This is a genomic window from Roseibium sp. MB-4 (genome assembly GCF_053005265.1).
Genome location: NZ_JBRKQB010000001.1, coordinates 1,560,776 through 1,574,040 on the forward strand (window position 1 = coordinate 1,560,776; position 13,265 = coordinate 1,574,040).

At 56.6% G+C, this 13,265-nt stretch carries 15 protein-coding genes; 5 read left to right on the forward strand and 10 right to left on the reverse strand.

Going from position 1 to position 13,265, the window contains the following annotated elements; translation table 11 throughout:
- Window positions 1-22 precede the first annotated feature (22 nt).
- The gene (locus tag ACVDG4_RS07270; RefSeq protein ID WP_447234533.1) at window positions 23-712 is read left to right on the forward strand and encodes a substrate-binding periplasmic protein; all 690 of its coding nucleotides are present in this window, start codon (window positions 23-25) and stop codon (window positions 710-712) included.
- 6 nt (window positions 713-718) lie between these two features.
- Here ACVDG4_RS07270 and ACVDG4_RS07275 read toward each other — a convergent pair whose 3' ends face one another.
- Window positions 719-1,093, reverse strand: a complete 375-nt coding sequence (locus tag ACVDG4_RS07275; RefSeq protein ID WP_447235093.1) for a RidA family protein — start codon at window positions 1,091-1,093, stop codon at window positions 719-721.
- 77 nt (window positions 1,094-1,170) lie between these two features.
- The gene (locus ACVDG4_RS07280) at window positions 1,171-1,788 is read right to left on the reverse strand and encodes an MOSC domain-containing protein (RefSeq protein ID WP_409690452.1); all 618 of its coding nucleotides are present in this window, start codon (window positions 1,786-1,788) and stop codon (window positions 1,171-1,173) included.
- A 205-nt stretch (window positions 1,789-1,993) separates the two neighbouring features.
- Here ACVDG4_RS07280 and ACVDG4_RS07285 point away from each other — a divergent pair, with 205 nt between their 5' ends.
- The 3 genes from ACVDG4_RS07285 to ACVDG4_RS07295 all read left to right on the forward strand — a co-directional run bounded on the left by ACVDG4_RS07285 (window position 1,994) and on the right by ACVDG4_RS07295 (window position 4,754).
- The gene (locus ACVDG4_RS07285) at window positions 1,994-2,794 is read left to right on the forward strand and encodes a substrate-binding periplasmic protein (RefSeq protein ID WP_447234534.1); all 801 of its coding nucleotides are present in this window, start codon (window positions 1,994-1,996) and stop codon (window positions 2,792-2,794) included.
- Between the two features lie 224 nt (window positions 2,795-3,018).
- Window positions 3,019-3,813: a substrate-binding periplasmic protein gene (locus tag ACVDG4_RS07290; RefSeq protein ID WP_447234535.1), complete on the forward strand. Its 795-nt coding sequence runs from the start codon at window positions 3,019-3,021 to the stop codon at window positions 3,811-3,813.
- A gap of 230 nt (window positions 3,814-4,043) precedes the next feature.
- Window positions 4,044-4,754, forward strand: a complete 711-nt coding sequence (locus ACVDG4_RS07295) for a type IV pili methyl-accepting chemotaxis transducer N-terminal domain-containing protein (protein WP_447234536.1) — start codon at window positions 4,044-4,046, stop codon at window positions 4,752-4,754.
- Between the two features lie 29 nt (window positions 4,755-4,783).
- Here ACVDG4_RS07295 and ACVDG4_RS07300 read toward each other — a convergent pair whose 3' ends face one another.
- The 5 genes from ACVDG4_RS07300 to ACVDG4_RS07320 all read right to left on the reverse strand — a co-directional run bounded on the left by ACVDG4_RS07300 (window position 4,784) and on the right by ACVDG4_RS07320 (window position 7,961).
- Window positions 4,784-5,506: an alpha/beta hydrolase family protein gene (locus ACVDG4_RS07300; protein ID WP_447234537.1), complete on the reverse strand. Its 723-nt coding sequence runs from the start codon at window positions 5,504-5,506 to the stop codon at window positions 4,784-4,786.
- Window positions 5,507-5,587: 81 nt separating this feature from the next.
- On the reverse strand, window positions 5,588-5,980 hold the full coding sequence (locus tag ACVDG4_RS07305; protein ID WP_447234538.1) for a hypothetical protein: 393 nt from the start codon (window positions 5,978-5,980) through the stop codon (window positions 5,588-5,590).
- 152 nt (window positions 5,981-6,132) lie between these two features.
- Window positions 6,133-6,960 carry a hypothetical protein gene (locus ACVDG4_RS07310; RefSeq protein ID WP_447234539.1) on the reverse strand — a complete coding sequence of 276 codons (828 nt, stop codon included), beginning with the start codon at window positions 6,958-6,960 and terminating at the stop codon, window positions 6,133-6,135.
- Window positions 6,961-7,184: 224 nt separating this feature from the next.
- Window positions 7,185-7,400 carry a hypothetical protein gene (locus tag ACVDG4_RS07315; RefSeq protein WP_447234540.1) on the reverse strand — a complete coding sequence of 72 codons (216 nt, stop codon included), beginning with the start codon at window positions 7,398-7,400 and terminating at the stop codon, window positions 7,185-7,187.
- Between the two features lie 3 nt (window positions 7,401-7,403).
- On the reverse strand, window positions 7,404-7,961 hold the full coding sequence (locus tag ACVDG4_RS07320; protein ID WP_447234541.1) for a DUF6338 family protein: 558 nt from the start codon (window positions 7,959-7,961) through the stop codon (window positions 7,404-7,406).
- A gap of 223 nt (window positions 7,962-8,184) precedes the next feature.
- Here ACVDG4_RS07320 and ACVDG4_RS07325 point away from each other — a divergent pair, with 223 nt between their 5' ends.
- The gene (locus ACVDG4_RS07325) at window positions 8,185-8,751 is read left to right on the forward strand and encodes a hypothetical protein (RefSeq protein WP_447234542.1); all 567 of its coding nucleotides are present in this window, start codon (window positions 8,185-8,187) and stop codon (window positions 8,749-8,751) included.
- 88 nt (window positions 8,752-8,839) lie between these two features.
- Here ACVDG4_RS07325 and ettA read toward each other — a convergent pair whose 3' ends face one another.
- From ettA to ACVDG4_RS07340, 3 genes are all read right to left on the reverse strand, one after another.
- Window positions 8,840-10,489, reverse strand: a complete 1,650-nt coding sequence (gene ettA / locus ACVDG4_RS07330; RefSeq protein WP_428527034.1) for an energy-dependent translational throttle protein EttA — start codon at window positions 10,487-10,489, stop codon at window positions 8,840-8,842.
- Between the two features lie 484 nt (window positions 10,490-10,973).
- Window positions 10,974-11,687, reverse strand: coding sequence for a hypothetical protein (locus ACVDG4_RS07335; protein ID WP_447234543.1), 714 nt, complete (start codon window positions 11,685-11,687; stop codon window positions 10,974-10,976).
- A 312-nt stretch (window positions 11,688-11,999) separates the two neighbouring features.
- Entirely contained in the window at window positions 12,000-13,190 is a 1,191-nt protein-coding gene (locus ACVDG4_RS07340) for a sirohydrochlorin chelatase (protein WP_447234544.1), read from the reverse strand.
- Window positions 13,191-13,265: the final 75 nt, after the last annotated feature.

Below are 13,265 nucleotides of genomic sequence, written 5' to 3' on the forward strand. Positions count from 1 at the left end.
CAGCGCGGTGGCTTTCTGTGTTATGCCGCGACCATTGGCAGCCGAAACCGGACCGGTCATTTTAACGACGCACGACCTTCCGCCTTACGGATCAGTTCAGCCCGATGGGAGCTTTGACGGGATTGCGGTTCGTGTCGTTTCCTGCACACTCGATGCAATTGATCGCGCGTTTGAAATCCATGTGCTGCCTTGGAAACGCGCGCAGCTGGAGGTTCAAAACGGGTATGCGGACGGCTTTTTTGCTGCGTCCCAAAATGCTCGGCGCGATGCCTATGCAACGGCCAGCGCGATCATCGCCCGGCAGACATGGACTTGGTATCTCCTCAAAGATCAAATCCTCAGTCCGAAAGATCCAGCCAATCGCTTGTCCATGCTGACGTCGAGCTTTCTCGGCGCGAACATGCAAACGTGGCTCCGCCGGAACGGGTATCGCACAACGGATTTTCCGCCCAGAAACACGAATGCCCTTCTGGAAATGTTGCTGGCCGGCCGTGTGGACGCTGTGCTCGCCAACAACCTGGTTATGGAGAGCATTTTGGACACCCGTGGAGTTTTGAGCGAAATCCGCTCAGAGATTCAGCAGGACAAACCGCTTTCGGTCTATTTTTCGAATGACTTTCTTCAACTCAACCCGGGTTTCCTGACCAAGTTCGATGCGGCGGTGCCGGACTGCCGCGATGCTGAAGCGGCCTCCGGCGACATCAACTCCTGACAAGACTCACGGACGACGCACGACCAGGTCGATCTCCACCAACGCGCCGACAGCAAGCGCGGTCACACCGATGCAGGTCCGTCCCGGCAGCTTCCCCTCCTCGAAGTAGGAGCGGTAGGTTTCGTTCATCTGTGCATAATCGCGTTCGAATTCGGTCAGATAGACCCGGGCGAAGGTCACATTTTCCAATCCAAGTCCGAGCCCCTCCAACACGATCTTCAGATTGTCCATCACGCGCGCGGTCTGCGCTTTAATGCCAGCCGGCAAGGGCGCATCCGGGGCATCTGGATCGGTTGGCATCTGACCAGTCACAAAGACCCAGCCGTCGGCTTCCACGGCATGCGAGAACGGCGCAACAGGGCGCGGGCCTTGGTCGATCATGTGATGAATTGGCAGCACGGCTTATCTTCCCTGATTGGTGGCTGGAGTGAGAAGACAAGCGGATTGCCGACCGAGACTCAAGCCTTTGGATAAATCCACTGCTCCGGAATGTGCGCGGTTACTGTCGCTCCCGCAGCAATCGTACCCGGCTTTTCTACAAAACCGACCAAGCCACGCAGCCTTCGGGCCTTTTGCGGGAACAGAAGATCAAGACCGCTGCGCTCAGGGAACTGGCGATCGATTGCCGATCCGGCAAAGCGGCACGGGGCGTTGTCACCATCGATCCGGATCACCACACCGCCCTCAAATTCGAGACGTGTGCGCGGCGGGATCAGCGAGAGATTGGGAATGCCGGAGAGCGTGATGTTGCCGCCAATCCATTCGGACTTGAGTTCGGGAATTTCCATGCGCTCAGCGATGATTGCCAGTTCTTCCAAAGACAGGATGGAGATCTGCCGTTCGTTGCACATTTCGGTTCCGCGCGGGTACCATGGCTCGCGCCCCCCGGACTTGCGGGTAAACCCGGCATGACGATCCCCCGGCACCCCTTCGAATGTGAGGGCCAGACGCTCGACCGGTTCGGTCTGAAAGTCTTCCGTCACCGGGGTACCGAAAACGCCTTCCACGTGCCCGGCAATCTTGAACTTGCGGGTAACGTCCAGTGTATCGGCAAGGCAGGTATCTCGGTCGGCCATGGTGTCAGTCCTTCGATCATGTGTTGCCAGCTACGTACTGGAATGGAACGTTGACCGCCAGCAAAAGCCTGTGATGAGTTCATGCAAATGATTGATGGAAGCCGGCGGTCAGCCTTGCGCAGGGACAATTTTTTGATCTACTTGCGAAAGTAACGAACAAATAAGACCGCCGTGGTTTTCTGGGACGAACAGAAAGGAACAGCTGTTGTTGCTCGTCTTGCAGTGCCGCCGATCCGGCAGATATCTCTTCCGCAATCTCATTGCTGGGTTGGGCTTCTTGTTGGCCGCTTTTCCGCCGGCAGTCGCCGCCGATCAGGTGCTTTTTTTGCAGGACAATGCCTACGCGCCTTATATGACCGTCGAAAACGGTATGCCGGCGGGGCTCTATGCCGAGATCCTTTTCGAAGCGCAACGCCGGATGGACGCGAGCAACCTCTCGGTTCAGGCAGTCCCCTGGACGCGCGCGACGGTTCTGGTGGAAAACGGGTATGCGCAAGGTCTTGTCGGCAGCTATTACAAGCCGACGGACAGACCGTGGATCCGTCATTGGTCCGTGCCCATCTTTTTCGAAGAAGTCAGCATCTTTTGCCGTTCTGGGATCGCGCAGCCCGGCTGGATCTATCCGGACGATTATAAAGGCCTCCTATTCGGCAATGTCGCCGGCTACAAGGCGCCCGGAGACCGGTTCTTTGAGCTCGTCGAGCAGGGCGTAATCAAGCTGGAAGAAGCCCAAACGACAGAGCAGAACCTAGACAAACTCGCCCTCGGGCGGATTGATTGCTACGTTGTTGAGCGCATCGCAACGGAAGTCCTGATCCGGGAAAAGAACATCAAAAATGTTCAGATTGCGGGGACGGCTTCCTTGGAAGCTGCCTATATCGGGTATTCCGACAAGTGGACCGGGCCGAACGCAGATGCCTTTATCAAGGCCATGGATGATACGCTGACGGGTATGAAGGCTGACGGTACGATTGAGCGGATCATTGCGAAATTCATTGGAAGTTGAAACCACCGGCCTCACCGCAATGTCATCACATCTAGACGGTCGCGTTTATGGAGAATTGACACTTTCGATGTTTCGTAATTTCTTGAAATAAAAACTATCGCTACGTAATCACACTGATCGACATACGAGACAGGCTCGGCGATTTTGCAACGTCAAAACAACAAAAAGCCAGTGAGAACCTCCAGAATGACACCTGCGTACGCACCACAGGTCATTCAAGTCCTATGAAAACCGTACGACAAAGCCTTCTGACCATTTGTATCGCTGTCGCGACGATGTGCGCAGGCACAGTGAATGCTGATGCAGATGAAGACGTGCGGCTCGTCACGCTCGTTCAAGACGCGGACTATGCCCCCTTCATGACGGCCGAAGAGGCCGGGCCCGCCGGGATCTATGCGGAAATTATCAAAGAGGCAGACAAACGGCTGCCGGGTTACACGATCGAGCTTACATCTGCGCCTTGGACACGGGCCAAGTTCCTCGTGCAAAGCGGCAAGGTGAACGGCCTGGTCGGCACCTATCGCAAGCCAATCCGCAGGCCGTGGATCCGCCATTTTTCAACGCCCATGGCGACAGAAACGATTTATGTTTATTGCCGGGAAGGCGTTGCCCAGGACCACTGGGAATACCCCAAGGACTACGCCGGGCTGCTGTTTAGCAACAATGCCGGTTTCTCAACTCCGGGCACGGAGTTTTTTGAGATGGTATTGAAAGGTAAAATCCAGCTCATTGAAGAACAGACGACTGATGCCAATTTGCGTCTTTTGCAATTAGGCCGCGCCGATTGTTATGTGCAACAACAAGAGGCAGTCGAAATCTCCATCCAGTCCAACAACTTCGACAAGATCAAACCGATCCGGGAAGTCCACACGGAAACCGCCCATATCGGCTACAGCCAGCATTGGAGCGCGGAGGACGGCGATACCTTCATTGCCGACATGGACAATGTCCTGAAACAAATGACCGCCGATGGCACGATCCGGAAGATCATCATGAACTGGACTGACGGCACAATATAGCGCCGCCGTACTTTTCCCGATCTCGCTCGACCGCCAGTTTCTTCAGAAAACCGGACTGCCGCAGAAACCTTGTCCTTATAAACTTGAATATAAGTGGTTTTGACAACGCCATTGGATTGATACCCTTGGCTGATAGTCAACATTTATGCAACCTGCACAAGATTTCCTCTTCGCGCTGCACAAGTCAGGACGGTACGCTTTGTCAACGTATACAAAGCTGAGCATTCTTCATGGCACAGGCGGATTTCAACGAGAACACCTTCGCACGACTGATCAACATAGCTGGACGCCAACGGATGTTGTCACAGCGGGTTGGTTTCCTGTCTGTCGTTTTGAACGCACGGTCCACGGATGGCCCATCGGACAAGCTCACCACCTCTGATCATCACCTGGATATGCTGAAGGCCGCCGCCGATGACTTTGAAACCGGTTTCAAGATCCTGTGCGAGGGCGACAAAGACCTCGGTTTGCCCCATTGGGACTGCGCGGAGGTTGCCGCGATACTGAATGGCCGTGACGGAATTGAAGGGCACGCGGTCATCAACCGGTTTGTCAGTGAGACCCGGCACACCATAGCCACTTTGGCAGCTGGCAAAACACGGCGGCAGAAGGAGCTTGAAGACTTTTCCACTTTTGTCCTGACCGACACCCTCGCGGTCTTGCAAAAGATCGTCGGGGCGCTCGAAGCGGATTTCCAGGCAGCCACAGCCACACGCGATGAACAACGTACACTTGAGATTGACCGGGTCCGCACTGCGGTTGAGGACATCCAACGCGCCTCAAAGATATCCCGCATGATCGCGCTGAACGCAAAGATTTCAGCCACGAGGGCCGGATCTCATGGCTCAGAATTCCGGGCATTGACGGACGAAATCAAGAAGATCTCGGACGACATCACACAAAGCTCGGAAGACATCATCCGGTTTCTCAACATCGCCTGACAGCAATCGCGAACAAAACGGTTGCTTCGTCAATTGAGCGGTGAGGTTTCGGCAATCGGCGCGCCAAGTGCCTCCGCCATCTTTGCGATTGCGGCCATTTGCGGAGCGTCCTTGGTCAAGAAATCAGAACTGCTGTAGCCCCACCAATCCCAGCATCCCTTTGGGTTGCCGCCCGCAAGACCGTACCCGTTGAAAAAATTGCCCGGAATGACCTCTGCCTGCGGATAAAGCACAACAATGCGGTTACTTTCCGCCCATCGGTTGAACTGTGTGAGCCGGGCGTATTTCTCACCGATCTGGCCTCTGGTCTGCTCACAGCCATGCAGCGCGATATGCAGCCGGCAGCTTTCTCCCTCAGAACAGGCCGTTGGAATATAGGCAAATCCGATGTCCCCCATTCCGGTCGCGCCGTTTGTGTAAAGCGTTTGATCAAATGTCTTGAAATTGGCGTCGACGGGCGCGGTTGCCGGGGCGAGCGGGCCGTATAGCCAGTTGAGAATATCCCGTGCCTGCTCGATCTTCTCTGTTGCTCCCTGGGGCGCGTCGCAACTGTTTAGATAGTCGGGCGCGGTCGTGGAACAGGCCACCACACCACAGGTCAGGTCCGCCTTTGCGGCGTCAGGGTCGGCCGGACAGGTGTTTTCGGCATCGGCAGCTGTCAGAAAGCCATGCCCTGCATTGATGTCATCGACGTAGCGAATGCTTTCTGTCGGCACATTGAGATCCGCGTAGACCTGTCTCAAGGCATCCATCGTCGGGCCATGTACCGTGTCGTCAGCGTCGCCGTGAAACAGATAAATGCGGTCATCGGCAATTCCGGCAATCGGATCAATTTACCCGGAATTGTCGCGCATCACCTGCAGAGCTTCGGTCGGGTCGGGTGCTGACGGGGCATTGTCCATGCAAACGCCAACCGCCTTCAACGCGCGATAATAGACAAACGCATTCCACCAGGACTGGACAACAGCGCAGCCATAAGGTCCGCCCGCGACAACGCCTGCACCGGAGATGTTGCTGGAAAAGGCCGTTTGCAGCTGCACACTCATGAACGCGCCACTGGACAGCCCTGAAACTGTCGTCTCCTGCACAGCCAGGGTCAGTTTGGGAAGTGGGTCTGCAGTTGCCGCCGAACTCATGAACGGCGTTACAAACGCCGCCGACCCGAGGGCGAGAACGATCGGCAAAGACAGTGCAGGGAATTTGGACCGGCAGACGGACTTCCGCATTGTATCCTCCTGACATGCTCAATCAGGAATTGAACGCTAGCAGGAAGGGCGCCCTCACGCAACGGCAGCGCACAATATATTTGTGCAGCGCATAAGATGATCGCCCCACGGCATCTGCCGCGGGGCGATCTGCTCCAACTGTTTTGTTTCAACTACTGGATCGGAACCGCGCACACCATTTGCGTGTGCTGCGAGTTGATCCAGCAGTTCGGCGGCAACGCGCCTGTCGGGATCGGGTAATAGTAGTAGGTCGGCTGCTTGTTGGCATTCGCGATCGCTGCCCCTGTTGCAACACCCGCTGCATAAGCTGCGCCCGGATGATAGTACGGGCCGTAAGGCGGATAATACGGATGGTAGGGGTGAACCGGGTGGTGCCAGGCCCGGCAGCGCGGATCTTGCGGTGCGTGATAGCAATAAGGGCCATAGGGCTCAAAACCAACGCCGCCCGGCGCAGCGCCAGGGGCCGCTGCGGTTGCGCCATGGTGATGCGGCCGAGGTCCGTGGTCGATAAAGAGCGCCACACCGGTCGCACTTTCCGGCAAATCACCGCGCAGGACCTTTACGTCATAGACAACGCTCGAGCCTTCGGTCTTCGCCGATGTCAGTTCAACAAGCGCCGGTGCCGTGCTGGTCTCACTCAAAACGCTGACCACAGCATTCGGTGGCACGTCGGCAAACGTGTTGCCCGCGTTCCAGTATTCGGAAAAATCTGCGTTGCTGACCTGGCCGCCAAGACGATACGGGCGCTCGGAAAAGAACAGGACACCTGTGTTCGCATCGTTCAGGGTTAGCGTCGACCCGTCAAAGGTCATGGCGCCGGCCTGCTGGACATAGTCATAAGCTGGCGGCGGCGCCGGATCGCCTTGAACCGGCACTGCGGTCTGGGGCTGTGTTTGGGCCAAATTCTGGGATTGGGCAAAAGCCACACCGCAAATGAGACTTCCCGCCACCATGGCAGATACGGGTAAAGCAAATTTCATGAAACCCTCCTATCGAAACACCTTTGGTTCCTGCCAGCAGAGTGGCAAATGTCCTTTGGCGTACATGTGATGGAGAACACTCTTTGCGCAAATTGCACCGAAAAGACGGCGCTGCGATGAAGATTTCGTAAGGTCGGCCAAATGCACCACACAGCAGGAGACACAGGAGAGCGTGCTCCCTATTCACGTCTTGGCAGGTCCTCAGCAGAGAGAATTCTCACGCCTTATTCGGTCGATGTTCCGGATGGCGGCGTATAGGGCGTCCCGCCGCCAGGTACCTTTCTGGGTCCCTTTGGCGCATCTCCCTGACTGACACTCAAGGGCGCCACATCGTCATGCGACGGCCCATGCCCGCCACCGAGCCCAGGTAAAACACCACCCGGAAATGGCGCGTTCACGACCCTCTTTTGATCATCCTTCGGTTTCTTGCGATCCACCATGGCTTAGTCCTCCTCCAACTCGATCGCGACGACATTCGACATGTCCGGCAACAGAACTTCACCAGCCGGAACTTGCTGAACTTGCGTGCCGGCTGAGGGGACGAAGGTCTTGCTTTCGCCCACCGGCACAAACCAGACGGCTTGCTTCAAATAGAGCTGCTGTGTCTCCCCGCCCTGGTCATCGGCGTAATAATGCGGCCAGCCGGAGAGCGCCGTGCCGTCCTTGAAGCGCACCACAACCCAAATACCTCGCCTTTCGTGAAACACCTCATTCCAAGGCTGCCGGCTGCTGATCCGCTTTGAGAATTTCAAGGTTTTGAGGATGCGGTGGCTGAAGGAGTAGTTTTTCAAGAACCCGAACAGAATGCCGTAAGCAGCTGCAACGACCAGGGGCGTTGCCGAGATGTCGCCGAGATAGGCCGTAATCTTCTGCTGTGCGCCCGGTTTGGTTTCAGAGGCAAGATCGGGAAAGAAGCTCTGGCCGAACAACCCGATGGATGTGATCTGCGTTGCCAGCAAAAAGAAGATCACCCAGGACACCGACGGCAATGTGTCCTTCACCTTGAAATCCGACACCTAATTGTAGACGAAAAAGCCCAGAATGCCCGGAAGGATCAGGAGCAGAACGGAAAACGTCTCGAAACTGTCAATCATGCCAACCGCGCAACCCAGGGGATATATGAAATGACATTAACAATTTTAAGGATTTTTGGACACTGTAAATCGACGCTTCGCTTTTGAGTTTTGCGGATTAGACTTGTGCAGCCTCAATCGGAGAGACACCATGGCCAAGCTATCAGCGATCATCCTTTCGACGTTTCTCCTCACCTTCGGGGCTTCTGCAGACGAGCCAAAAGTGAGCGTTGCGAGCGTCCTGTCCGCGGTCAGCGGGTATCAAGACAGCAACTACTACAAGGCTGTGCTGGTGACGGGAGAAGAAGATGCAGATCTGTATCTCTTCAGCCGGGATGGCTGGGATCTTACTCTTGAAGCGTATGCCCCCGGGATTGCAGTGACCGGTATTGGGGGCACTGACGCGTCCTTATCCACGGCGGAAAATGGAGCGCTCCGACTCCAATCCGAAAACATTGCCATAGGCCGCCACCGGTGGCAGCAGAGGCTCACCATTGTTCACCGCGACGGCCGGTTTGTGGTCGGTGGCTACACCTACTCCTTCTATGACACGCTGGCTGTTGACGCGAATGGCGATGTCTTGACCGGAGAGTGCGACGTCAATCTTCTCACCGGCAAGGGTTTCAAGGACGGCAAGCCGTTCCGCACCAGTTTCAGGTCAGTCCCCGTCGACAATTGGCGCGCAGACATGGGGCCACCGGAATGTGAATGGGAGTAAAAAAACCCTTGATCCAGCAACAAAGAAGGCGGAGCAAAGCCCCGCCTTCTTCAACAAGCTCTACAAGCTTTAAAATTACCGCGCCTACTTAACGCGTCAGAGGCTTATACTTGATGCGGCGCGGGTCGGCGGCGTGGGCACCGAGGCGGCGGACCTTGTCCTTCTCGTAGTCTTCGAAGTTGCCTTCGAACCACTCCACATGGCTGTCGCCTTCAAAGGCGAGCATGTGCGTTGCCAGACGGTCAAGGAACATACGATCGTGCGAGATCACGACGGCGCAGCCGGCGTAGTTTTCCAGCGCGTCTTCCAGAGCTGCCAGCGTCTCGGTGTCGAGATCGTTGGTCGGCTCATCGAGCAGGAGAACGTTGGCGCCCTGTTTCAGGACCTTGGCAAGGTGCACGCGGTTGCGCTGACCACCGGAGAGATCGCCGACCTTCGCCTGCTGAGCCGGGCCCTTGAAGTTGAAGGACGAGCAGTAAGCGCGCGAGTTGATCTCCTTGCCGTCGAGATAAATGATCTCGTTGCCGTCGGAAATCTCTTCCCAAACCGTCTTGTTCGGGTCCAGCTTGTCGCGGGACTGATCGACATAGCCGAGATGCACACTCTCACCGACGGTGATTTTGCCGTTGTCCGGGGTTTCCTGACCGGTCAGCATCTTGAAAAGGGTCGACTTGCCGGCACCGTTCGGACCGATCACGCCCACAATGCCGCCGCGCGGCAGCTTGAAGGACAGATCGTCGATCAGAAGGCGGTCTTCAAAACCCTTGGAGACGCCGTCCAGCTCGATGACGTTGGCGCCAAGGCGCTCGCCGACCGGAATGAGGATCTGCTCGATGGTCGGCAAACGCTCTTCCTGCATCGCGACCAGGTCTTCATAGGCCTTGATACGGGCTTTTGATTTGGTCTGGCGGCCTTTCGGGGACATGCCCATCCACTCGCGCTCGCGGTCGATCGCCTTGGAGCGGGCCATGTTTTCACGCCCCTCCTGCTGCATGCGCTTGGCCTTCTTCTCCAGATAAACGGAGTAGTTGCCCTCGTACGGGATGCCCTGACCGCGGTCGAGCTCCAGGATCCAGCCGGTGACGTTGTCGAGGAAGTAGCGGTCGTGGGTGATGATCAGGACGGAACCTTTGAACTCGCGCAAGTGCCGCTCCAGCCAGTGAACGGTTTCCGCGTCCAAGTGGTTGGTTGGCTCGTCGAGCAGCAGAAGATCAGGCTCGGACAAGAGCAGCTTGCAGAGCGCCACCCGGCGGCGCTCACCACCGGAGAGATTTTCAACGGAAGCGTCGGACGGCGGGCAGCGCAGCGCTTCCATCGCCATTTCCACCTGGCTTTCCAGGTTCCACAGGTCCTGCGCGTCGATCTCGTCCTGAAGAGCTGCGCCCTCGTCGGCGGTCTCCTCGGAGTAATTCATCATCAGCTCGTTGTAGCGGTCGAGCTTGGCCTGCTTGTGGGCAACGCCTTCCATGACGTTTTCCAGAACCGTCTTGGTCTCGTCGAGCTTCGGCTCCTGCGGCAGGTAACCGACCTTGGCGCCTTCCGCGGCCCAAGCCTCACCGGAGTATTCGGTATCGAGCCCGGCCATGATCTTCAAAAGCGTCGACTTACCGGCCCCGTTGGGCCCTAAGATACCGATCTTGGCGTCCGGGTAGAACGACAGGTGGATGTTGTCGAGGACTTTCTTGTCGTTGTAGGCCTTGGACAGGCCATGCATGTGATAGATGAACTGGCGCGCCATGGGGCTCGTCGTCTCCGCAGGTTGGAATGTCGGGATTCTTTTATAAAATCTGGCGCCCTTTTACGCGAAAGGGCTTTCAGGGGCAATGGGGGAGATGCTGGCAATGTGATGCCCGTCGTCGCGCAGTTTTCCGCTTGCAACTTCGGCACCCCATCATTGCCAGGCTTGAAACGCCTGCGCCATTCTCGGTCGGACGGCAATCCATGCCGTGACCTTGCCCCAAAGCACGGCTGATCGAGTGGAAGCAGAACAGTATGCCACGGATCGGATCCGATGCAGGCTCCTCAAGTCCTAGATGTTGCCAGCACGGAGGGGAGGTGACAAATGATCCACTTTTTTGTGCCTTCCCGGACGAAGCGGAGCCCATGTCTGGATTACATTCGCCCTGAGAGAGTTCGCACAAGACGCAGAGTGGCTGCAGCCGATCGCCATGCGATTACGTCCCGCCTCAAGTGCGGTTGGCTGAAGAACTCGCTAAACAGCGTCAGTTCTGCGCTATTCTTTCGACTTCGATCAACTTAAGCCAGGCGCGGGTTTTGACGTCCCAGTCATAAAGTTCGAAATCGTGGCACTTTGGAGGATTGGAGAAGTAATCGAGCGGCACTGTGCCCATGGAAACATCGCAGGCCTCGAATTGCTGACGTGGGACTATATTGGCGTATTTCGCCAACCCCACTGCCTGCCAAGTTCCGCCGTCCTCCGTCAGCACCTTATTGACCATACATACCTTTTGCCCGAGACGGATCTTCTCAGCCATCTTGCAGTCGCATGTTGACGGAAGCCCGGCATCCGTTGGCGGCCTTAGTTTCCGGACGCTGCCCTTAAATGCGATTCCGTAAACCTCGTCCCCACTCTCGCCGCCCCTGTACAGATCAGAGAGCGTCTCGACCTGCCCCGCCACACTCGCAATGAGCTGATCGAAGGGCGGCAGAATATTCCCCAGACTGTTGAAATAAACCCGGGCTTCCGCCGCCGGGTCCACCAAACGGTCTGCGTCTTCAAGATTGCACAGTACTTCAGGCGCATCATTGTCATGCGATATGGAGAGAATATCGCCAGGCTTTATCGCATCGAGATGAATAGGCCGCGTCAACTGATTGTAGGCAACGATGTCACCACGGGAAACGTTTGTTGCCGTGTGATAGAAAATGCCCCCAACCACAAGGAATACAAGTCCCAACAACCATTTTGCCCGCACAGAAACCCCTCCTAATGAGAGCAACAGCTGTTTCCACACTTGTAATGCGTGGACGGACAACTGTGGGAATGGGCGTTTCCGATTCCTGCGAAAATCAGAAGCATAAACGCGAGAGTAAATCGAACTATCATCACACCCCTCAACACAACCATAAGAGCAACACCTTAGATGTATCATCTATGAGTTTAGCAAATTTGGTTTTGCTTGTTAAGGTAATCTGCTTTCGCAGGAGATCACGATTTTTATTCTCAACAGGATCCAGAACCACGATAAATGTGGTTCTGGATCCGTGGTCTTTTCATTGTTCTGAGATCAGCGCTTCGGGGCGCAGGCGGGGAGTTTTTCGGGGACGGTCGGCGCGATGCCAAGTCCCTTGCGCAACTCGCGCTCCTCGTCGATCACCTCTTGCGGGAACTGGCCCATGAAGCAGCAGCAGACGCCCTGATCGATCATGGTGCGGGGGCCGTTCGGGTGGGCAATGTGCTTGTAGACGCCGTGGCTGTGGCCATGGCCGTGATCATGTCCATGCCCATGATGATGATGATGATGGCCATGGCCGTGACTGTGATCATGGTGGTGGTGGTGCCCGTGATCATGGCTATGGCCGTGATCGTGATCGCTGGCACCGGCCTCGTCATCCATAGGATCACGGTATTCGGCGTGGTGGTGATGGACCTCGACCTCTCCGCGCGCAAGACGCTCCTTGAAGGACGCCATGAGGTCGGTGGTTTCAACGAGGGAGCCTTCGGCAGCTTCGGTGATCCGCTCTACAAAGGTGTCGATCACATGGGCCTGATCTGCAAGGTAATGCGCCTTATAGAAGGTGACGTCCGGCTCGGTTTCCGCGACCTTGTCCACATAGTTGTAGATCCGGTCGATCAGGCGGCCTGAGAACAGGAAATACGGCGCAACCACGATCTTCTTGTAGCCGAGCTTCAGGGCCATCTCGAGCCCGCGGCCGACCGACGGGAAGGTGACGCCGGAATAGACGGTCTCCGACCAGCCGAAGCCGAGGTTTTCAGTGACGATCCGGGTCAGACGGGCCGCTTCCGCATTGGCCAGCGTATCGGAGGTGCCGCGGCCGACGACCACCAGCATGGTGTCGTAGAGATCGCCATCATGGACATGGGTCAGGCCCAGCGCTTCAAGGATCCGCGCTTCGAAGGCCGCGATCATCTGCGGGTGCAGGCCGAGCTCGCGGCCATAGCTGACGGTGAGGCCCGGGTTCTTTTCCTGATAGGTGGTAAGCACCGACGGGATGTCGTTCTTGGCGTGGGTCGCGGCAAACAGCATGCCCGGCACGGCCAGAATATGCGTCACGCCCTGATCCCGCAGGGAATCAAGGCCCATATGAATGTTCGGCGCGGAGTATTCCAGAAAGCCGTATTCCACCGGCATATTCGGATAGCGGTCCCGCAAGCCCTTGGCGAGGAGTGCGAATTCTTCTTCGGCAATTTTGGCGCGGCTGCCGTGCCCGCAAATCATGATGCCCGTCTTTGACATATGCGGCCTCTCCTTATTGCGCTGTAGATAGCGCCTAAACCCGGCCGGGTGAATGCAGAAAATGGTTTGGCGGCA

Excerpts from the sequence above, each read along its gene's own strand:
- ACVDG4_RS07280 (WP_409690452.1), bottom strand. The coding sequence starts at position 1,788 with ATGGCCGACCGAGATACCTGCCTTGCCGATACACTGGACGTTACCCGC.
- ACVDG4_RS07315 (WP_447234540.1), bottom strand. The coding sequence starts at position 7,400 with ATGGTGGATCGCAAGAAACCGAAGGATGATCAAAAGAGGGTCGTGAAC.
- ACVDG4_RS07300 (WP_447234537.1), bottom strand. The coding sequence starts at position 5,506 with ATGGATGCCTTGAGACAGGTCTACGCGGATCTCAATGTGCCGACAGAA.
- ettA (WP_428527034.1), bottom strand. The coding sequence starts at position 10,489 with ATGGCGCGCCAGTTCATCTATCACATGCATGGCCTGTCCAAGGCCTAC.
- ACVDG4_RS07270 (WP_447234533.1), top strand. The coding sequence starts at position 23 with ATGCCGCGACCATTGGCAGCCGAAACCGGACCGGTCATTTTAACGACG.
- ACVDG4_RS07325 (WP_447234542.1), top strand. The coding sequence starts at position 8,185 with ATGGCCAAGCTATCAGCGATCATCCTTTCGACGTTTCTCCTCACCTTC.
- ACVDG4_RS07275 (WP_447235093.1), bottom strand. The coding sequence starts at position 1,093 with ATGATCGACCAAGGCCCGCGCCCTGTTGCGCCGTTCTCGCATGCCGTG.
- ACVDG4_RS07295 (WP_447234536.1), top strand. The coding sequence starts at position 4,044 with ATGGCACAGGCGGATTTCAACGAGAACACCTTCGCACGACTGATCAAC.
- ACVDG4_RS07340 (WP_447234544.1), bottom strand. The coding sequence starts at position 13,190 with ATGTCAAAGACGGGCATCATGATTTGCGGGCACGGCAGCCGCGCCAAA.
- ACVDG4_RS07310 (WP_447234539.1), bottom strand. The coding sequence starts at position 6,960 with ATGAAATTTGCTTTACCCGTATCTGCCATGGTGGCGGGAAGTCTCATT.
- ACVDG4_RS07290 (WP_447234535.1), top strand. The coding sequence starts at position 3,019 with ATGAAAACCGTACGACAAAGCCTTCTGACCATTTGTATCGCTGTCGCG.
- ACVDG4_RS07305 (WP_447234538.1), bottom strand. The coding sequence starts at position 5,980 with ATGCGGAAGTCCGTCTGCCGGTCCAAATTCCCTGCACTGTCTTTGCCG.